Source organism: Microcoleus sp. CZ3-B2 (genome assembly GCF_036705055.1).
Taxonomy (GTDB): domain Bacteria; phylum Cyanobacteriota; class Cyanobacteriia; order Cyanobacteriales; family Microcoleaceae; genus Microcoleus.
Genome location: NZ_JAUBTN010000089.1, coordinates 1 through 20,144 on the forward strand (window position 1 = coordinate 1; position 20,144 = coordinate 20,144).

Sequence of the window (20,144 nt, forward strand, 5' to 3'; positions counted from 1 at the left end):
TTACACCTTTATTAACAAGTTAGATTTAGACCCTAACTTGATTTTAAATCACCCTAACCTCTCGTCAGTCCTATCCTATGGTACTCTTGCTACTTAAAAACTGTCCGAAGTATTGATAATAGTAAGTTTAAGCCAACCCCACATCCGTCCCGGGTAGTCCTGCATAGCAAGGAAAGTCAAGGGTTTTAATTGATAGATAAACTGGCATTATACTCATGAATAAAATACCAAATAGCCCCAATATGATTGGAAAGTTTTTTGGAGAATGAAAGAGTTTTTCTCACCAATCTAGATATTCTTTGTCTCATCGTATTATTAAATCTTTCTATATAGTTTTTCAGACCAGTCTCCTTTCCTACTGCCTTGTGTCTTTTTTGAGGAAAAACTGTGACCTAGGCGCTCCAAAAGTCTGTATAACTTACGGCACATTGACGATAAACTGGTGGTAAAGAATCCCATAATCCTTGAGCGCCAGCTTGATCTCTTTTGCCAATATACACTCCTACAATTTATGAATGTTGATACATCAATTGCCAGCCAAATCCACTGCTTATTATCTTTATTGCCTACAAATGACCACATTTCATCACATTGAATTGTTAGCTTCCCTCTTTTTTTTGACTTCATTTCCACTTCTCTCTTTACAGCTCCTAACTTTTTATTAACATAGTATTGCAACCACCGTTCCGAAACCCCTGTCGCCCTCACAATCCCAGCCAGAGATATCTTTTCTAATAAAAGTCTATCTATCAACTCTTTTGTTGCTGATGAAATCGGTTGATGTCTGGGAGTCATGACGAATTGTCTTCCACAATCTCGACATTTAAAATTTTGCTTCTGAGAGCGAGTGCGACCATTTTTCAATATGTATTCAGAGTTACACTTGGGACAGTTCATAAGCTAAAATTTAAGATAGGTTAAAAGAATAAAATTATAACACATTTTCCTTGCTATGCAGGACTACCCCGTCCCGTTATTAGAGGTAAAGCAGGAAAACGAGTAGATTTTGGAGCTAAACTGTCAGCGAGTTGCTTTGAGGGGTATGTGTTTTTAGAGCGAATAAGCTGGGATAATTTTAACGAATCAGGAGACTTAAAAGCCCAAGTAGAAGCATTTAAAATTTACACAGGATACTATCCAGAATCAGTCCATGCAGATCGCATTTATCGAACAAGGGAAAACCGAGCTTGGTGTAAAGAAAGAGGAATTAGAATTAGTGGGCCTCCGTTAGGAAGACCACCAGCAATTGTGAGTAAGGAAACAAAGAAACAAGCCTGGGAAGATGAGAGAATTCGTAACTCTATTGAGGGCAAGTTCGGACAAGGTAAACGAAGATTCAGCTTGAATCGCGTGATGGCAAAACTTGATAATACTTCTGGTACAGCTATTGCTATTACTTTTTTAGTAATGAACCTTTCTACCTGGTTAAGACGGGTTTTTTGTGTGTTTTTCTGCCGATTTCCCAAAATAAGGTCTGGTTACGCTTCAATGATTGTCAAAAATTATATTTTGGTCAATTACAAAAACCAAAACTTATGCTTCGCCGAACTTGAATCACCCATCAATTGTGATCGTGATTTTCCCTAACTTATTCAGCAAGCCCTATCTTGGGGTTTTAACATCTCTTTTGGCGATCGCTCACTTTACTTCATTCTATATTCGCGAATAGCGAATGTAAGTGTTTGCTGCCTCGAATAGAGAAAAGACCAGATTCTGAATCAAAAAAACAGTTCATCAATAGATGGCTGGGGCTATTTACAACGGCTGTTCCGGTTGATTTGGCATTTCTTCTGGCAGCGGAATAAACTCTGTCTCTTGAGGAACCTGACCAAACCTTCCTTCTTTCCAATCGAGTTTGGCTTGTTCGATGCGCGAGTGCCTGCTCGAAACAAAATTCCACCATTTATGCCGATCGCCCACAGGTTCACCGCCAATCACAATACAGCGAGCCTTGCCTGATGCAGAGATGTTTACTTTAGTCCCTGAAGTTAGAACTGCCAACCGATGCTGTGCTAAAGGCACTCCATTGATTAGAAGCCCCTCTGTAACGCTGTAAACCGCCTGTTCGCTGTAATTGCCCGGTAAGGTAAACTCTGTTTTATTCGTCAGTTGCACGTCCAGATAAATCATGGGTGAAAATATTTCAACTGGGGAAATGCGACCGCAAGCCTCACCCGCAATCAGGGCGAACGAAACTCCTGCATCCTCCCAAGCGGGTAGCTCGGTTGCCGGATGGTGCCGAAACCAAGGTTCGGTTTCTTCGTATTCGTCGGGAAGCGCTATCCAGGTTTGGATGCCGTGCAGGATGGCTTCTTTGCTGCGCTCGTCGTCCGGGGTGCGTTCCGAGTGAACAATGCCTCGCCCTGCCGTCATCCAATTCACCGCGCCGGGGCGGATTTCTTGAACGCTGCCGACACTATCGCGGTGCAGCAAAACTCCTTCAAACAAGTAGGTGACGGTTGCTAAGTTGATGTGTGGGTGCGGCCTGACATCGACACCCTTACCTGGTGGAAACACCGCAGGGCCGAGATGGTCAAAAAAGATGAACGGGCCAACCAGAGTTAGAACGTCTGAGGGAAGCAAGCGGCGGGCTTGGAATCCACCCAAATCTTGAATGTGCGGCTCGATGAGATGCTGAATGCTATCTGTCATGATGTTGGTGAAGTTGCGAATGCTAAGCCTGTGTCAACAGTGCATTATACAAAAAGCTATCCCTAGAGAGTTGTATCGGTGACTTGTTTAAACATTCCCAACGGAAAGCTTTTGTAGAGTGTCGAGTTCTCAACCAGCTTTCTGGTTACGAGACGGTGGAGAGTTCGTCAGCGACTTGAATCCGACCTTTGACCGAGGAGCGAATCAAACGGTCGAGCGAGTCGCGTTCTTTTTTGCTGGTGGACTGATCGAGGATAGCAACCATCATGCCGTAATGGGGCATTGTTCGACCTTGCCCCTAATCCTTTTGAATCCGACAAAATAAATTATTCTGGCAACTACCATTACATACTTACTAAAGCAAATACAATAGCAAGGAGAAGAAATAGCAATTTTTGAATAGGTTTATACTGTTTAGAGGGCATCAGTCAGGGCACGCCAACTGATGCTGACGAGGTGGTATCGAAGCCATATTTGAATTTGGTAAAATGGGATACTAGAATTATGAAAACAGAAGTTTGTTGGCTAGAGCGTTGATTTTATCTATGATTTTGACTTTTGTTGTGAACCGTCACACTTAGCTTCTTTTAAAGTTGCTTAAGGGAGACTGTCCGCTCTTTTGTAATTATTGAAATTTCAAAGGATTTCACTGATTGTGAGAGGTGATAAAAAATTAGTGAAATCAGCGTAATCTCTCTTGATTTGTGTTCAGCAATGGTTCAAGAATGGGTCAAGAGCTGTGGATTCTTGCCCGTACAAACGAGCGGTAAAATTATTAGCCAATTAGCTCCAAACCCTTCGCATGAGAGGAAACACCATTTTTAATCCGCGCCGCCACCACCATCAGTAGCAAGGCCAAACTGTCGTCAGAGAGTCCATCAACCAATATCTGCATATCTAACAAAGACTCTAGTTGCTTTGGCACTAACATCTGGCTGCTGTTGCCACATCCCTCTCTCCCCGTCAGCCGATTACAGAAGTAAACGCGGGCTCCCGGCTTAATCTCGTCCATTGCCTCGATTAATTTCCACAGCACCTCCGTAGAGATGCCTGTCTTGTCCCGCCGAAACTCAGAAATATGATTCTCACTAACGCCTGAAAACTTGGATAACTGTTTTCCAGATATCCCGTAGCGTTCAATAGTTATCCTAAAAATTTCGGAAATCATTGTAACGTTTTGTGAAAAAAATCTATGATTAGCCTTTAGCGGTGGTATTGTCCTGAAGTTATCGGTCAATAGCCCCAGTAACAGCCTAACAGCTTTAATAACTCAATTAATTATAACTCTGCCCGCATAATGTAGTGTCGGCGCAGTTTTATTTTGCCCTGAGGACAATAGACACCAACCGAATTTAAGCTTCCAGCCTTAACGCAATAAGGCTTGTAGATTCATCATCGGTGATGTCTAATGGCTGCGGCTTGTTTTACGAAACGAAAGGCAAGATTTGAATACGAATGGCAGATTATGGTATCCAGTCATATTTCTCTGTCATTTAATTCAAAGTAACATCCCGGTTTCGAGTGTGCTGTGACTAGAGTCACATTTGAGTGGCATCTATCTATAAATTTAGGGTCTAAGAAGTGTCAAGGAACTTAACAGAGCCGATTGCTCTAAAATTACCCAAATGGCCTGAGCCTAATTTGAGTAACGTAACTGTAGGGAATCGACGGCTGAGTGTAGAAGAAGTTACCAGGGTTGCCCGTTGTGGAACCAGAGTTCGGTTGAATGATGAAAGCGATATTGCTGAACGAGTGCAAGCATCCTGCGACTACATTGCAAATGCTGTCGAGTCGGGAAAGCCGATTTACGGAGTTACAACTGGCTTTGGTGGGATGGCCAATACAGAGATTGCACCCGAAGAAGCCGCGAGTTTACAAAACAATTTGATTTGGTTTCTCAAAGCTGGTGCAGGGCCAAAGCTGCCCACAGCTTGCGTCCGCGCCGCCATGCTCTTGCGAATTAACTCCCACCTCCAGGGCGCTTCAGGAATTCGGCTAGAGTTAATTGAGCGGATGATCACATTTCTAAATGCAGGAGTCACGCCTCACGTTTGTGAATTGGGTTCCATCGGTGCTTCCGGTGATTTAGTTCCCCTAGCGCACATCACGGGCGCATTAATAGGTCTAGATGACAGTTTCACTGTTGATTTTAAGGGCAGAGAAATGTCAGCCATTCAAGCGCTAGAAATATTAGATTTACCAAGAATAGATTTGCGCCCCAAAGAAGGGCTAGCAATGACCAATGGTACATCTGTAATGACCGGCATTGCTGCCAACTGCGTCCGGGATTCGCAAGTAATACTTGCCTTGGCAATGGGTACTCATGCCTTGACAATCCAAGGATTAGGCGGAACCAATCAATCATTCCACCCCTTCATTCACAAGCTCAAACCACATTTTGGTCAAGTGTGGGCTGCTTCCCAAATGGTCGAACTCCTCGCAGGTTCCTGCTTGAATCGAGATGAGTTAGATGGTTCCCACGAGTCTCGCGGCCATCATCCGATACAAGACCGTTATTCGCTGCGTTGTTTGCCTCAGTACATGGGGCCGATTGTGGATGGAATCGCAGAAATTACTCAGCAGATTGAAGTTGAAATTAACTCTGTTACTGACAACCCCTTAATCGATACCGAGAATCAAGCTAGTTATCACGGGGGCAATTTTCTGGGACAGTATGTTGGTGTGGGAATGGATCGTTTGCGCTATCTTTTAGGTCTGCTGGCTAAGCATTTGGATGTACAAATTGCGCTGTTAGCTGCACCTGAATTTAATAATGGTTTGTCGCCTTCTCTGGTTGGCAACACGAGCCGTAAGGTCAACATGGGATTAAAAGGTCTGCAAATAGCTGGAAATTCCATTATGCCGCTGTTGACTTTTTACGGAAACTCAATTGCTGACCGCTTTCCCACTCACGCAGAACAATTCAATCAGAATATCAATAGCCAAGGATTCGCTTCAGCTAATTTAGCTCGTCGCTCAATTGAATTGTTCCAGCAATATATGGCAATTTCCCTAATGTTTGCCGTCCAAGCTGTTGACTTGCGAACCCATCAAGTAGCCGGTCACTATGACGCGCGAGAGTGTTTGTCGCCACTTAGCTTACCGCTATATGAGGCTGTGCGCGAAGTTGTGGGACAGCACCCGAATGTTGATAAATCTTACATCTGGAATGACAACGAGCAATCTTTAGATATACACATTGCCATGATTGCTGCTGACATTGCACAGGAAGGACGAATTGTACAAGCTGTGAACCAGATTTTATCAAGTTTGAAGTAGGAAGCAGAAAGGAAAGGGGAAGAAATTTTGCCAAAGATTTACATTATTTCGTTCCCTTTTTCCTCTAGTTTTCTGTGTAAATAGGTCATTTGTAGCTAATAATAGCCTGCAAAACGGCGTAAAAGATGAGTTAAAAATTTAACTTGTTAAGAGCTGCTTGTCCCTTACACAAGCAGTCCCAATTTTGCGGCTGCAAAGGATTGTTGGACATTACTAGAAAGGCACAAAAATGGTTACTCACAATATTTCAGCTAACATCTCTGAAACTGCTTTTCAGCTAGATATTTACCCGAGTAAAAAAGCAGAGAGATTCTCAAATCAGCAACACTTTTTGACGGATACTGTTCGCCAGTGCGTCAAAATATATCAACTTGAACCGAGGGATTGGCAACAATTTTATCAAGCAATTCATCCTGGTTGCACGGGGGATGTTTCCTCAGAAAAAAAAGAGCGCTCAAAAGCTTTAGGTAGTGGTTTTCTATTTGCCTTAGCGACAGTCCACCAGTGCATCCAAATCATGAACACAAAACCTATTGTTTGGCAGCAATTTTACCGAGGATAAAACAGGGATGAACATTGCAGAGCATATCGAAAGAGGGTGTAGATTTTTTCCTCAGAAAACGGCTTTAATTTTTGAAGGTAAATCTTTTAGTTACAAGCAGCTAAATCAATTGGCAAATTGTGCTGCTAATGGTTTGCAAGGATTGGGGATTAAACGGGGAGATTGCGTTGCTCTCTTCCTGCCTAATATTCCAGAATTTGTCATCTCTTATCTGGGCATCTTAAAAATCGGAGCTGTTGCAGTTTCGATCAATGCAATGCTCAAAAGTGATGAAGTTCGGTTTATTCTAAATGACTGCACTGCTAAGATAGTAATTGCCACAGAATCATTGCGAAGGCAAGTGCCTGATGATGATTTAGCTTACCTTCAATACATTTTGATTGCTGAAGATGGAGTTATTAAGCCGCCGAGTGTAGTTGTTAGCCACTCTTCTCATACTTCTGGAAGTAAGCTGAGTTTAAGCTGTAAAGAAGTCAGTTTGTTACAACTGCTAGCAAATGCTTCAGCAGAAGCTAAAGCTATGGAAATGGAACCCACAGAACCCGCTGCAATTATCTATACATCTGGGACGACTGGTTTTCCTAAAGGAGCTGCGCTTTCTCATGGGAATGTGACTTCAAATATGCACTCTGTCAAGCACTGCTGCGGTATGAGGGCTGAAGATAGATTACTTTTGTATTTACCTTTGTTCCACTGTTTCGGTCAGAATTTTATTCTGAATGCGGGATTGAATGCTTGTGCGACTATCATTTTGCAGGGCAGGTTTTATCCAGCAGAAGTTTTGAAGGTAACGGCTGCGGAGCGGATTACCATGTTTTTTGGAGTGCCGACAGCCTTTGCCAAGCTGTTAGAAATTTCGCCGGATGAATGCAACTTTAACTCAGTACGCTATTATTTTAGCGCTGCTGCCAGAATGCCTTTGGAAGTTGTAGAGCAGTGGCAAGAACAGTATGGTCTGGTGATTCATGAAGGGTACGGTTTGACGGAAACTTCGCCTTTTTCTTGTTACAACCATTACTTGAAATATAAGCCTGGTTCTATTGGGATGCCAATTGATAATGTGGAAATGAAGGTGGTCGATAGTGAAGGTTCAGAAGTTAATGTTAGAGATGTTGGTGAGATTATTATTCGCGGCCCTAATGTGATGTCCAGCTATTGGAACCGTCCTGCTGAAACTGCCGAAGTTATGTCAAATGGTTGGTTTCATACTGGAGATTTGGGCTGGATGGATGAAGAGGGCTATTTCTACATTGTTGACCGCTTGAAGGACATGATTAATGTTTCTGGATTTAAGGTTTATCCAAGTGAATTGGAGCGGGTAATTTCTCAACATCCAGCAGTGGCTGAAGTGGCTATCTGTGGCGTTCCTGACAGAGTGAAAGGCGAGAACATTTTGGCGAATATTGTCCTGAATCATGGGCAAGTTGTCGCGCCAGAGGATGTGATTTCTTTCTGCTCTAAGCAGATAGCTGCTTATAAGGTTCCTCACCTTGTCCGGTTTGTTGATTCGTTGCCCAAGAATTCGACGGGTAAGGTTTTGAGGCGGGTTTTGCGCGAGGCGCATAGTTAAGCTCCTATCCTATCCTAGTCAGGTTTCCAACTCTTTAGGGTGTCTTACCTTGAGTTATGCTCTGCGAATTTTTAACCTGTCGCGGTTAGACACCCTACTCTTAATTGCCCAAAAGTTTACAATTTCATAACGAGTTACATTGTCATGTCTCAATCAGTAGGTATTCGATCAATAGCTGTTAGCTTTCCAAAAGAAGTTATTAGAAACGATTACTTCTTAGAAAACTATCCAGAACTATTAGACACAACAAAACAAGCAAGTTTTTCCAAGGCTTTTACACCTCTAGAAGGTGGTGAAATGAATGCCTGGACAAAGACGATGCTCCCATACGTATCCGATCCTTTCCGAGGTAGTATTGAGCGCCGGATGATTAGTGGTGATGAGACTTCATTAACTCTTGAACATAATGCAGCTTTACAAGCTATTCAATCAGCAAATCTGAATATTAAGGATGTTGATTTAATGATTGTTTCCTCAATGTTTCCACATCATATTATTCCCGGAAACGCAGCTTACTTAGCAAAGGAATTAAACCTAGAATGTCCGGCTTTCAATCTCGATTCAAGCTGTGCTGGTTCACTTTTTGCTCTTGAAGATGCTTGTTTGCGAGTGGCATCTGGGCGATACAAAAATATTTTGGTCGTAGCTTCATGTACATACTCTCGCTTTTGTAAGGGGGAAGCTTTTTCTATCTTCTCTGGTGATGGAGCGGGTGCTTTTTTGGTTGGTGAGTTGGAAGCAAATCAAGGACTTATTGGTGCAGAAATTACCAACACTAAAGAATCGTGTGGGGCTGTTTCCGCAGACCTCACAACTGACTTTCAAGGTCAACCAGTATTCATGGTTCGGGCAAACAAAGAAGCTGGTAAAAAAATGCCAGAATTATTCACGAAATACTTTCGTAAGTGCTGTAATAGTGCCTTAGAAAATGCTGACGTGACTTTGAAGCAAATCGATTTCTTTATTTTTTATGCTGCCACAGCATGGTACGTTGATTTCTGCGTAGAAGAGTTAGGTATTGATCCCACAAAAACAATCAATATTTACCCTCACTACACTAATATTTCTACAGCTTCGGTTGTAGTTGCCTTGCATCATGCAGCAAAGCTAGAAAAAATTCACGAGGGTGATTTGGTTCTTGTTTACGCTCATGGGTTTGTAGGTAATGCTGCCGCAATGGTTATACGCTGGGGTAAGGTTGCATTAGGCCCCATGCCAACTCCATCGCCAAGCTTCGCTTCATTAATGTTCCGGCAGCAGTAATGGTTTAATCACGTTCTAAGGTAAAGAATTTACCATTTGAATAAGTAATATTTTGTGGAAATTCTTTGCTTGTCGGGGGAGTAATCAATAAAAAACTTTATTTTTACTCCCCACACAGCCACATTTTAATTCATCAAAAATAAGGAGTTCAATGATGTTCTACTCAAGAGAATTCGATGGCAAAGTTGCGTTGGTTACTGGAGGATCTTCTGGTATAGGTAAAGCAACAGCATTGGCATTTGCCCGTGCAGGCGCGAATGTAGTAATTGCTGGTCGCCGAGTTGCGGAAGGGGAACAAACAGTCCATGAAATTTGCGAAAGAGGTGGTGATGCCATTTTCATCAAGACTGATGTATCTAGGGCTACTGAACTAGAATCATTGGTTGACAAAACCGTAGAAATTTATGGTCGTTTAGACTATGCTTGTAACAATGCTGGAACTTTTGTTATGGGGCAGCTTTTTGAGTTATCAGAAGAGGATTGGGATCGTACAATTAACGCCAACCTCAAGGGAATTTGGCTTTCGCTCAAGTATCAGATTCCTATTATGCTTCAACAGAGGGGAGGTGTGATTGTAAATATGGCATCAATGTCTGCCATTATTGGTAATCCTGGTGTTTCTATCTATTCAGCTAGTAAAGGGGGAGTGATTGCCTTGACCCAATCCGCAGCGATCGAGTATGCAGCTTCTGGCATCCGCATCAATGCAATCAGTCCTGGGGTGATTAGCACTCCAATGGTAAATGATATACCCACGCCATTATTGGCGGATATTCAATCGAAGCATCCTATAGGGCGGCTTGGCAAACCAGAAGAAATTGCCGATGCGGTGGTATGGTTGTGTTCTGATAAAGCTTCGTTCGTTACGGGGCATAACATGGTGATTGACGGTGGATACACCGCTCAGTAGGGTAAATGCTCCAAAAGACGAGAGCGATGGTTAACAGTCGCGATTGTCTTTTATATTTCAAATACTTATAATATTTATATATTTTTCTCAACAAATTTATCCTCTCTAGCACTAGGCTTTCACACCCCATGTCAAATATGTGTATTATAGATAACACAACTTCTGTAGAAGTTTGTGCTACGTTGATTCCTTATATGGGTGCTGTTTTTACTCTCTACAGTCTGATTATCAAAAAATTGAACAGCTAAAATTATGCTAAAAATCAAAGGCTACCAACTTTTTCAACCCATTTATGAAGGCTTAAAAACCGTTATTTATCAAGCCGAACGATCCTCAGATAATACTCCCGTCATTATCAAAACTCTTAGATCTGAATATCCCACCCTAGAAGAAATCGCCCGCCTCCGACATGAATACAATATCCTCCAAAGTTTAAAGATAGAAGGAATTATTAAACCAATTGAATTAACAAATTACGAACATAGTTTAGTTCTGGTTTTAGAATACTTTGAATCTCAGTCGTTAAAAAGCTTTGTTAATGCAGAAAAACTTGACTTAAAGCAATTCTTAAATATTGCTATTCAAATAGCAGGAATCTTAGCTAAACTGCATCAAAATCAAGTGATTCATAAAGATATTAAGCCGCAAAACATTATTATAAATCCCCAAACTAGGCAAATAAAAATAATTGACTTCAGCATTGCCACCAGCTTGGAAAAAGAAACCCAAAGCCCAATGAATCCCAACTATATTGAAGGCACACTTGCCTATATGTCCCCAGAACAAACTGGGAGAATGAACCGCACCCTTGACTATCGTAGTGACTTTTATTCCTTGGGTGTCACGTTCTACGAGATGTTGACGGGTCAATTGCCTTTCGATTCAGTAGATGCAATGGAATTGATACATTGCCACATCGCGAAAAACCCCATCCCACTTCACCAACTCAATCCAGAATTACCGCTAACCCTGGCGAATATTGTCACAAAATTGCTGGCTAAAAATGCTGAAGATAGATATCAAAGTTCCTTGGGATTAAAAGCTGATTTAGAAGAATGTTTGACGCAACTGCAAACAACAGGAACAATTGAAGACTTTATTCCGGGTAGAGTAGATAAAACCGGACAATTCCTAATTCCGCAAAAACTCTATGGACGGGAAGCGGAAGTAGAAACTCTCTTACAAGCCTTTGATCGGGTCAGTTTAGGGCAAACCGAGATGATGTTGGTTTCTGGTTATTCTGGTATTGGCAAAACTTGCGTAATTCAGGAAATTCACAAACCAATTATCCGGCAAAGGGGATATTTTATTAGCGGTAAGTTCGATCAATTTAAGCGAGACATTCCCTATGCCGCTATTACTCAAGCTTTTCAAGAACTTATTCGGCAGCTATTGACACAAAATTCTGAAGAAATTGCTGTTTGGAAAGAGAAACTGCTTGTAGCTTTAGGCGAAAATGGGCAGATTATTATTGACGTTATTCCAGAAGTGGAACTGATTATTGGCAAACAACCTGAAGTTTCTCAATTAGGGTCTACAGAAACTCAAAACCTTTTCAATCGTATATTTCAGCAATTCATTCACGTTTTTGCTCAATCCGCGCATCCCCTCGCCTTGTTTCTTGATGACTTACAATGGGCAGATTTAGCTTCTCTAAATTTAATCGAACAGTTAATGACAGACTCGGATAGCCATTACCTATTAATGATTGGAGCCTATCGAGATAATGAGGTGAGTCCAGTTCATCCTACCATTCAAACTTTAGAAAAGATTGAGAAAGCTGGATCTGCCATAAATAATATTGTTTTGCAACCCTTAGATATTAGTCATGTCAGTGAGTTAGTCGGCGATACTTTGAGTGAGGTGGCTATCAGGGGCAACCGCATTTTTGAGTTGTCTGAATTATTATATAATAAAACTCAAGGAAATCCATTTTTTTTAACGCAGCTATTTAAAACTTTAGCCTCCGAAAATTCATTAACTTTTAATTTTGAATTAAATCAGTGGCAGTGGAGCATTGAGAAGATTCAAAGCTTAGGTATTACAGACTTCAACGTAGTCGAACTGGTAGCTAGGAATATTCGTAAATTGCCAGAGAATACCCAGCGAGTTATGAGATTAGCGGCTTGTATTGGCAACCGATTTAATTTGGATGTTTTGGCGATTGTCAATGAGAAACCTTCTCGCGATACTACGGAATACTTGTGGTCAGCTTTGCAAGCAGGTTTAATTTTGCCTCTGAGTAATGATTATAAAATAGCTTTATTATTTCAACCAGAAGATAAAAGTGAGTTGTTGTTTGATAAGTCGCGAGTCGGGTACAAGTTTTTACACGACAGAGTACAACAGGCAGCTTACTCTTTAATTCCAGAATCAGACAAAAAAGCAACTCACCTAAAAATCGGTCAATTGCTGTGGAAAAATACGTCTAGTGAAAACCTTGAAGAAAATATTTTCGATATTGTCAATCAGGTAAATATAGGACGGAAATTTATTGTTTCTCCTCAAGAAAAAGAAAAATTAGCTACTTTGAACTTGATAGCAGGGAGAAAGGCTAAAGCTGCAACCGCCTATGAAGTAGCTAGTAGGTGCTTAAATGTGGCGTTGGATTTGTTACCTGAATCAGGATGGCAAAGTCATTATGAATTGACGCGGGATATTTACATAGAAACACTGGAAGCAGAATATCTCAATATTAATTTTGAACAGGCACAACATTTGTCTGATATTGTCTTATCTCAGAGCAAAAACTTGCTAGAAAAAGTCCAAGTAAATGAACTAAAAATACCCTTTTATTTGCAGCAAAATCAGCCTCATCTATCTTTAGAATTATCTTTGCAAACTTTACAATTGTTAGGCGTTTTTCTTCCGAACAAGCCCCAAAAAATCAACATTCTACTGGAATTTATATACACTAAGTTAATCATCGCTAAACAGCCAATACCAAGTTTAGCAACTCTCCCCTTAATGACAGATCCTTACAAACTAGCAGCTATGCGTATTTTGATGAATGCTGTTCCGGCTGCTTTTATGTCAAATCCTGCTCTTTTCCCCTTGATAGTTTTTAAAATGGTTAGTTTGTCTATAAAATATGGAAATTCTCCTCTATCTGCCTATGGCTATGCGTCTTATGCTTTGTTAATGTGTGGCCCGTTGGGGGATATTGATTCTGGATATAAGTTTGGGCAATTAGCTCTGAAGTTACTAGAGATTGAAAAAGTCAAAATAAAAGTTAAGGTATTATTTCTTGTTAATATATTTGTGAAACATTGGAAAGAACCAATAAAAGACGCTTTGCCAGGGCTTATTGAAGGTTTTCAAAGTGGCATAGCAACAGGAGATATAGAATATGCTTGTTATATGGCTTCTGGATATTGTCAGTATGTATTGTGGAGTGGAGAACATTTACAAAGTGTATCTACTACCCAAGATAAATATATTTCTCACCTCCATAAAAACAAGCAAGAAGCTAACCTTGAACTGAGTCAAATATGGAATCAGTTTGCTTGTAACTTAATGGGTGATAATGAAATTCCTTATTGTTTGAAAGGAGTAAGTTTTGATGAAACAACAAGGCTTTCTATTTTAAAATCAACTAATAATAAAACTATTCTAGCTAGTGTTTATCTAAGCAAATTTATTTTGCTTTATTTATTTAAAGATTATTTGGGAACTGTAGAAGTTGCTAAGTTAGCCGAAGAGTGCCAAGAAAGTATTAGCGGTCAAGTAAATATCGCTCAGCACAACTTCTACTATTCTCTAGCCCTCCTCGCGCACTATCCCACCACCACCAAAACCGAACAAAAGCAATACCTGAAAAAAGTAGCATCTCATCAAAAACAAATGAAAAACTGGGCGCACCACGCCCCTATGAACTTCCAGCACAAATACGAACTTGTAGAAGCAGAAAAAGCGCGAGTATTGAGACAAAACGAGACAGCAATAACCTACTACGAACGAGCCATCAACGGAGCAAAAGAAAACGGTTACATCCAAGAAGAAGCCCTCGCCAACGAACGCGCCGCCGAATTTTACCTCGCTCTCGGTAGAGAAAAAGTCGCCAAAACCTACATGACAGAAGCCTATTACTGCTACATTCGCTGGGGAGCCGTCGCCAAAGTCAGAGACTTAGAAGAAACATATCCCCATCTTATCTCCCGCACGCAGCAGCCTGAAACTATGAGCCTTGATCCCACTAGCACAACCACCTCAAACTGGACGACAACCTCTACTTCCAGCAATTCAACAGCACTTGACCTCGATACAATTATGAAAGCAGCGCAGGCGTTATCTGGGGAAATTGTTCTCAGCGAACTGCTAAGTAAATTAATGACCATTCTCATAGAAAATGCCGGAGCTACTCGCGGCTCATTGCTCACCCAAGCAACTTTTTCATCTAACCAAAGTGAGAATCAGTGGGTGATTTCAGCCACCGGCATCGTGGAAGGTAACGACCTCCAGGTATTGACCAATCCTCAACAACCTGAAGATAAAAATATTTCCATTTCTCTCCTCGAAAATGCAGTTCCAGCCTCGATTATTAACTACGTTGCTCGCACTAAAGAAACAGTTGTTTTAAACGATGCCAGCCACGAAGGAATCTTCAAAAAAGACCCCTACATCCAACAAAATCATCCCAAATCAATCTTGTGTACACCTCTGCTCAATCAAGGTCAACTTACAGGGATTATCTATCTCGAAAATAATTTGACCACCGTCGCCTTTACCGCTGACAGACTCACAGTCTTACAAATGCTATCGGGACAAGCTGCCATCGCCATTACCAATGCCAAACTCTACGCAGAAGTCAATCAACTTAACCAACAACTAGAAGCATATTCGGAAACCCTAGAACAGAAAGTTGAAGAACGCACCGCCGAATTAAAAATAGCTCAAAAACAAATAGTAGCCTCTGAAAAACTAGCCTCCCTCGGAGCCCTCACCGCAGGTGTTGCCCACGAAATCCGCAATCCCCTCAACTTCGTTACTTCTCTTGCTACTCTCTCAGAAGACTTAACATCTGAAATCGCAGAAGAAATAGACCGCCAATCCCAAAAATTAGACTCAGAATCTCTGGAATTAATTAACGAAAACCTGACTTATCTTAAGCGCAACGTATTAGAAATTAACGAACAAGGGCAACGCGCCAACAGCATTATTCAAAGTATGCTAATGCACGCTCGCAGCGAGGGCAGTAACCGCCAAAAAACCGACATCAACGCCCTCATTGCTCAAGCCCTACAATTAGCATATCAAAGCATTCGTGCCAAAGATCAAACCTTCAATCTTACCATTGAAACCGACTATGATCGATCAATTGAAGAACTAGATGTCGCCTTTTCCGATCTCAGCCGCGCCTTAATTAACATCATCGATAATGCTTGCTATGCCTCCCATCTTAAACAATTTAAAGTGACCGGAGATTTCACTCCCACAGTTTCTGTTACTACTAAAAATCTAGGCACTGCAATAGAAATCCGCATTCGTGACAACGGCATCGGCATTCCTAGAGAAAATCTACAAAAAATATTCCTCCCTTTCTTCACTACCAAGCCTCCCGGACAGGGAACAGGTTTAGGTTTATCCATCACTCACGATATCATTGTTGGACAACATCGAGGCAATTTGGAAGTGCAAACCGAAACGGGAAATTACACCGAATTTATCATTACTTTGCCCAAAAGTTAAATAGCTTTGCCCAAAAGTTAAATAGCTTTGGCGCTAAAGTGCAACCATTGGTGTTAATTTAATGTTAAATATTTAGATTAAGAAGAGGTAGGGACACGGGAATACCCATTAGTGTCAACTTAAGCTGAAACCCGCCAGGGACTTAAGTCCCTGTCTAATAGTTAAAGTCCTCTAAAGAGGACTAATGAATTATTTAGTCCTCTTTAGAGGACTTAAGCTTTGAGGCAGGGACTTAAGTCCCTGACGGATTAAGGGTTTGACGTTAAGTTGACACCAATCGGCATTGCCGTGTCCCTACTACGGGCATCGATACCGATTAATTAATTTAATTTTTTACAAAATTTAAACAACGCGGTATAGTAAGCTAATCACCCTAGTTATTTTTACCATAGGATACAGAATAGCTCCCCATGACAGCCAAAATCCTAGTCGTCGATGATGAACAACTTTTAGAATACGTCATTCAACAAAAATTCCGGCAAAAAATTCGGATCAAAGAAATTGAATTTGTCTTTGCTCACAATGGTAGAGAAGCCTTAGAAAAAATTGCCGAATCTCCACCCTTCGATTTAGTGCTAACAGATATTAATATGCCCGAAATGGACGGGTTAGCTTTATTAGAAAAACTCTCAGAAATCGACAATACATTAAAAGCAGTCGTCATCTCCGCCTATGGAGATATGCAAAACATTAGAACTGCCATGAACCGGGGAGCTTTTGACTTTTTGACAAAACCCATTGATTTTCAGGACATGGAGATTACTATCCAAAGAGCCTTAGAAACTGTTAAACAAGTCAGACAAAATTTAACAGAACTTCAAGAGGTGCAAACTCAACTCATTCAAAACGAAAAAATGGCTTCCGTGGGCCAGTTAGTTGCCGGAGTTGCCCACGAAATTTACAATCCCATCAGCTTCATTATAGGAAACATTGAACACGCCGAAAGCTACTTTCAAGAATTGATGACTGCTCTCAATATTTATCAACAACACTGCTCCCTCAATAATCCAGAAGTACAAACTCAACTTGAAGCTCTTGACCTCCCTTTTCTCTTAGAAGACTTGCCACAAATGCTCAGTTCTATGAAAGAAGGAACTGAGCGCATTCGGGGAATTAGCATTTCTCTGAGAACTTTTTCGCGGACCGATACTAAATCCAAAGTTCGTTTCAATATCCATGAAGGAATTGATAGTAGCTTATTAATTTTGAGACATCGGCTCAAAGCGAATGAGGGTAAACCCGAAATTCAAGTGCTAAAAAACTACGGAGAATTACCCCCACTAGAGTGTTATCCCGGACAGTTAAATCAGGTATTTTTAAATATTATTGCTAATGCCATTGACGCATTAGAAGAATGGAATGCAGAGCGTAGCCGGGATGAAATTAAGGCGAATTCTAATAAAATTACCATTCGCACTTTCCTTACCGATGAGAGCGAAAAAGTTATCAAGGATAATTCCACTTCTCATGTTATAATTTCTATTGCTGACAACGGGATGGGGATGACAGAAGAAGTGAAACGGCGGGTATTTAACCACTTATTTACTACAAAATCTGTGGGTAAAGGTACGGGATTGGGTTTATCAATTTCGCGGTCTATTGTTGAAGAAAAACACGGGGGATGGCTCAGTTGTAACTCTACACCTGGCGAGGGAACAGAATTTATTATTGAAATTCCCACTTAAGGGTTGGGAACTGATAAAATTAACACTTACGCACAGGCTAGAAACCGAGTTTCTTCGTAGGTTTCTAGTGAGAATCTTCAATTTTGTAGATAAACCCGGTTTAGGAGCATAAGTCCTGAAAATGATGAGTTTTCTGTAGGAGCAGTGCTTTCCTGCCAGCCCCAACCTTACTTACGGTGCAGCCCCAGGGGGCAATCACAGGGGGATTGCCCCTACAAGAGAATTAAACTCCTGGTTACTTGCTAACAAGAGCAATTCATGACAGCTAAAATCTTAGTAATTGATGACGAGCCACTTTTAGAATATCTAATCCTTCAGCTATTTCGGCGTCAAATCAGCACTCAAGAATTTGAGTTTTATTTTGCAATTAATGGAGTCCAAGCTTTAGATAAACTTCAAACTGATGGCTCTTTTGACTTGGTGCTAACTGATATTAATATGCCCGAAATGGACGGTTTAACTTTGCTAGAGAATCTGCCAGCTATTGACCCGACGCTCAAAGCTGTAGTGGTTTCAGCTTATGGGGATATGCCAAATATTAGGAGAGCTATGAATAGAGGTGCTTTTGATTTTTTAACGAAGCCGATTGATTTGAATGACTTAAAAGTTACCATTAATAAAACTTTAGAGTTTGTGCGACTTGCTAAAGAAAAAGAGCAGGAACTTGCTACAGCGAATGCACAAATCTGTTACCAAGCATTTTACGACGAGCTGACAGGTTTACCTAACCGTAATTTGCTTTTAAAAGAGATGGGTAGTGGCAGGAATTCTATAATAGAAGTGGGTCATTTAGAAGCTATTTTATTTCTGACTATTAACCGTTATCAAATTGTTAAATATAGCTTAGGTCATTCTAGAGGAGAGCAGTTGCTAGTAGAAGTAGCACGGCGGTTAGAGGCTTGGGCTTTGAATATGAATCTTATAGCAAGAGTGGGAGAAGATGCGTTTGCGATTTGGATGGAAAATATTGCTAATTCTCGGTTAGCTTTAGATGCAGCAGAACGCATTCGCCAATCTTTAGAAATGCCGTCTAACTTGAATGAAACTGCGGTCTTTTCTAGTGTTAGTATTGGCATTGCTTTAGGTGCAGTTGGCACAGAAGAGCCGGAAGAGTTGCTGCGGGCGGCTGACGTGGCTAGACATGAGGCTTTTGTTCGGGGTGCTGGTAGCACTGTTGTATTTGATGCTGGTATGCAATCGAGAGCTTTAGAGCAACTCCAGTTGGAAAATGACTTGCAAAATGCAATTAATTTGCAACAGTTTTACCTTAATTATCAGCCGATTGTATCTTTTGCAACGGGTAAAATAGTGGGATTTGAAGCGTTGGTAAGATGGCGGCATCCGACCCGCGGCTTGGTTTCTCCGATCGAGTTTATTCCGGTGGCCGAAAGAACGGGTTTGATTGTGGCACTAGGGGAGTGGGTACTGTCGGAAGCAGTGGCTTGTTTAAGTAAATGGCAGTTGCAATTCCCTGACTATTTGCCTTTAAATATGAGTGTTAATTTATCGGGAATTCAGCTATTTGCTCCTAATTTGTTACCGCTTTTAGACTCACTGCTGCGAGTGCATAACTTAAAGGGCGAATTTTTGAAGTTAGAGATTACCGAGAGTGTTTTAATGGAGAATGCTGAGGAGGCTGCTGGGGTACTAGAGCTGTTGAAAGCTCGGCAAGTTAAGGTGTGTTTAGATGATTTTGGCACGGGTTATTCAAATTTATCTTACTTACAATTGCTGCCGATTGATACTCTCAAAATTGACCGCTCTTTTGTTTGCTGCGTGGAGGAAGGAGGGAAAAATTTGACTTTGCTGGAGGCGATTTTAAATCTGGCGAGTTCTTTGGAATTAGAGGCAATCGCAGAAGGGGTGGAGACGGAAGAGCAACTAATTATACTCCGTTCTTTGGGATGCAGCTTCTATCAAGGGTACTTTTTTTCGCGACCTTTGGAGGAGGAAGGGGCTGTTGCTATGTTGAGTGCTGCAACGCTTTTGGGCGATGCTTCTTAAACTGCGGATATTTCAAGGCTAACTAATACAGCCTATTCCGGGTTTATTAAGTACAGTGTCAGCAGCTTCTAAACCAGCTTTTTAAGTGCTTAGGATTGACAAAATAAGCGTGAACTAGCCAGCTAAATATCCACTCTCGAAGTAGTGGTTGGCGAGAACTGACGTAAAAAAGATTTCAGTTATGACCACCATAATTCTATAGGATTAAAGCCAGGAGAATAGGGTGATACATTCAGGATACATAAGTTGCATTGTCAATAATCTAAACCCTTACGGCATTTTAGCTATCGTACAACAAATCCTTCTCAAACATCTAATTATGCTTGAGAATTTTCTTAACGTTTGCAGAAAATCTGCACACAAACTCTAACTTGTGTGTTAACCTTTGCTGAAAAATTAGGTTTTCGGTAAGTGCTGAATTTGTTACTCGCCAGTAACAGAGATAGGTTTTATGGTAATTGCTCAACCCCCTTGACAAGAAGACGAGATAGACATTAGATAAAGGAATGGAAAAACTCCCCGACAATCAAG

Annotated in this window: 11 protein-coding genes and 2 pseudogenes; 9 read left to right on the forward strand and 4 right to left on the reverse strand. The window is 41.1% G+C overall.

Features of this window, described 5'->3' with window-relative positions:
• Positions 1–185: 185 nt before the first annotated feature.
• Positions 186–897: pseudogene (locus QUA97_RS26020) on the reverse strand (IS1 family transposase).
• Positions 898–966: 69 nt separating this feature from the next.
• Between QUA97_RS26020 and QUA97_RS26025 the strand changes: the two are divergent.
• Positions 967–1,587, forward strand: a pseudogene (locus tag QUA97_RS26025) (transposase); the annotation flags it as partial.
• Positions 1,588–1,755: 168 nt separating this feature from the next.
• Here the strand turns inward: QUA97_RS26025 and QUA97_RS26030 are convergent.
• The 3 genes from QUA97_RS26030 to QUA97_RS26040 all read right to left on the reverse strand — a co-directional run bounded on the left by QUA97_RS26030 (position 1,756) and on the right by QUA97_RS26040 (position 3,820).
• Positions 1,756–2,652 (reverse strand): pirin family protein, encoded by an 897-nt coding sequence (locus tag QUA97_RS26030; protein WP_194069112.1) that lies wholly within the window; start codon positions 2,650–2,652, stop codon positions 1,756–1,758.
• Positions 2,653–2,797: 145 nt separating this feature from the next.
• Entirely contained in the window at positions 2,798–2,935 is a 138-nt protein-coding gene (locus QUA97_RS26035; protein WP_194069138.1) for a hypothetical protein, read from the reverse strand.
• A gap of 492 nt (positions 2,936–3,427) precedes the next feature.
• Entirely contained in the window at positions 3,428–3,820 is a 393-nt protein-coding gene (locus QUA97_RS26040; RefSeq protein ID WP_194069114.1) for a helix-turn-helix domain-containing protein, read from the reverse strand.
• 473 nt (positions 3,821–4,293) lie between these two features.
• Between QUA97_RS26040 and QUA97_RS26045 the strand changes: the two genes are divergently transcribed.
• The 8 genes from QUA97_RS26045 (at position 4,294) to QUA97_RS26080 (ending at position 19,613) form a co-directional block, all read left to right on the forward strand.
• Positions 4,294–5,931 (forward strand): HAL/PAL/TAL family ammonia-lyase, encoded by a 1,638-nt coding sequence (locus tag QUA97_RS26045; RefSeq protein WP_228050169.1) that lies wholly within the window; start codon positions 4,294–4,296, stop codon positions 5,929–5,931.
• A 229-nt stretch (positions 5,932–6,160) separates the two neighbouring features.
• Positions 6,161–6,493, forward strand: coding sequence for a hypothetical protein (locus tag QUA97_RS26050; protein WP_194069118.1), 333 nt, complete (start codon positions 6,161–6,163; stop codon positions 6,491–6,493).
• Positions 6,494–6,500: 7 nt separating this feature from the next.
• Positions 6,501–8,063 (forward strand): class I adenylate-forming enzyme family protein, encoded by a 1,563-nt coding sequence (locus QUA97_RS26055; RefSeq protein ID WP_194069120.1) that lies wholly within the window; start codon positions 6,501–6,503, stop codon positions 8,061–8,063.
• A 144-nt stretch (positions 8,064–8,207) separates the two neighbouring features.
• On the forward strand, positions 8,208–9,326 hold the full coding sequence (locus QUA97_RS26060; protein WP_333197072.1) for a 3-oxoacyl-ACP synthase III family protein: 1,119 nt from the start codon (positions 8,208–8,210) through the stop codon (positions 9,324–9,326).
• A gap of 151 nt (positions 9,327–9,477) precedes the next feature.
• On the forward strand, positions 9,478–10,236 hold the full coding sequence (locus QUA97_RS26065) for an SDR family oxidoreductase (protein ID WP_333197074.1): 759 nt from the start codon (positions 9,478–9,480) through the stop codon (positions 10,234–10,236).
• A 252-nt stretch (positions 10,237–10,488) separates the two neighbouring features.
• On the forward strand, positions 10,489–15,924 hold the full coding sequence (locus QUA97_RS26070) for a trifunctional serine/threonine-protein kinase/ATP-binding protein/sensor histidine kinase (protein ID WP_333197076.1): 5,436 nt from the start codon (positions 10,489–10,491) through the stop codon (positions 15,922–15,924).
• 410 nt (positions 15,925–16,334) lie between these two features.
• Positions 16,335–17,609 carry a hybrid sensor histidine kinase/response regulator gene (locus QUA97_RS26075; protein WP_333197078.1) on the forward strand — a complete coding sequence of 425 codons (1,275 nt, stop codon included), beginning with the start codon at positions 16,335–16,337 and terminating at the stop codon, positions 17,607–17,609.
• Between the two features lie 258 nt (positions 17,610–17,867).
• Positions 17,868–19,613 (forward strand): putative bifunctional diguanylate cyclase/phosphodiesterase, encoded by a 1,746-nt coding sequence (locus QUA97_RS26080; RefSeq protein ID WP_194069126.1) that lies wholly within the window; start codon positions 17,868–17,870, stop codon positions 19,611–19,613.
• Positions 19,614–20,144 lie beyond the last annotated feature (531 nt).

Excerpts from the sequence above, each read along its gene's own strand:
- QUA97_RS26075 (WP_333197078.1), top strand. The coding sequence starts at position 16,335 with ATGACAGCCAAAATCCTAGTCGTCGATGATGAACAACTTTTAGAATAC.
- QUA97_RS26065 (WP_333197074.1), top strand. The coding sequence starts at position 9,478 with ATGATGTTCTACTCAAGAGAATTCGATGGCAAAGTTGCGTTGGTTACT.
- QUA97_RS26070 (WP_333197076.1), top strand. The coding sequence starts at position 10,489 with ATGCTAAAAATCAAAGGCTACCAACTTTTTCAACCCATTTATGAAGGC.
- QUA97_RS26060 (WP_333197072.1), top strand. The coding sequence starts at position 8,208 with ATGTCTCAATCAGTAGGTATTCGATCAATAGCTGTTAGCTTTCCAAAA.
- QUA97_RS26040 (WP_194069114.1), bottom strand. The coding sequence starts at position 3,820 with ATGATTTCCGAAATTTTTAGGATAACTATTGAACGCTACGGGATATCT.
- QUA97_RS26055 (WP_194069120.1), top strand. The coding sequence starts at position 6,501 with ATGAACATTGCAGAGCATATCGAAAGAGGGTGTAGATTTTTTCCTCAG.
- QUA97_RS26030 (WP_194069112.1), bottom strand. The coding sequence starts at position 2,652 with ATGACAGATAGCATTCAGCATCTCATCGAGCCGCACATTCAAGATTTG.
- QUA97_RS26080 (WP_194069126.1), top strand. The coding sequence starts at position 17,868 with ATGACAGCTAAAATCTTAGTAATTGATGACGAGCCACTTTTAGAATAT.
- QUA97_RS26035 (WP_194069138.1), bottom strand. The coding sequence starts at position 2,935 with ATGCCCCATTACGGCATGATGGTTGCTATCCTCGATCAGTCCACCAGC.
- QUA97_RS26050 (WP_194069118.1), top strand. The coding sequence starts at position 6,161 with ATGGTTACTCACAATATTTCAGCTAACATCTCTGAAACTGCTTTTCAG.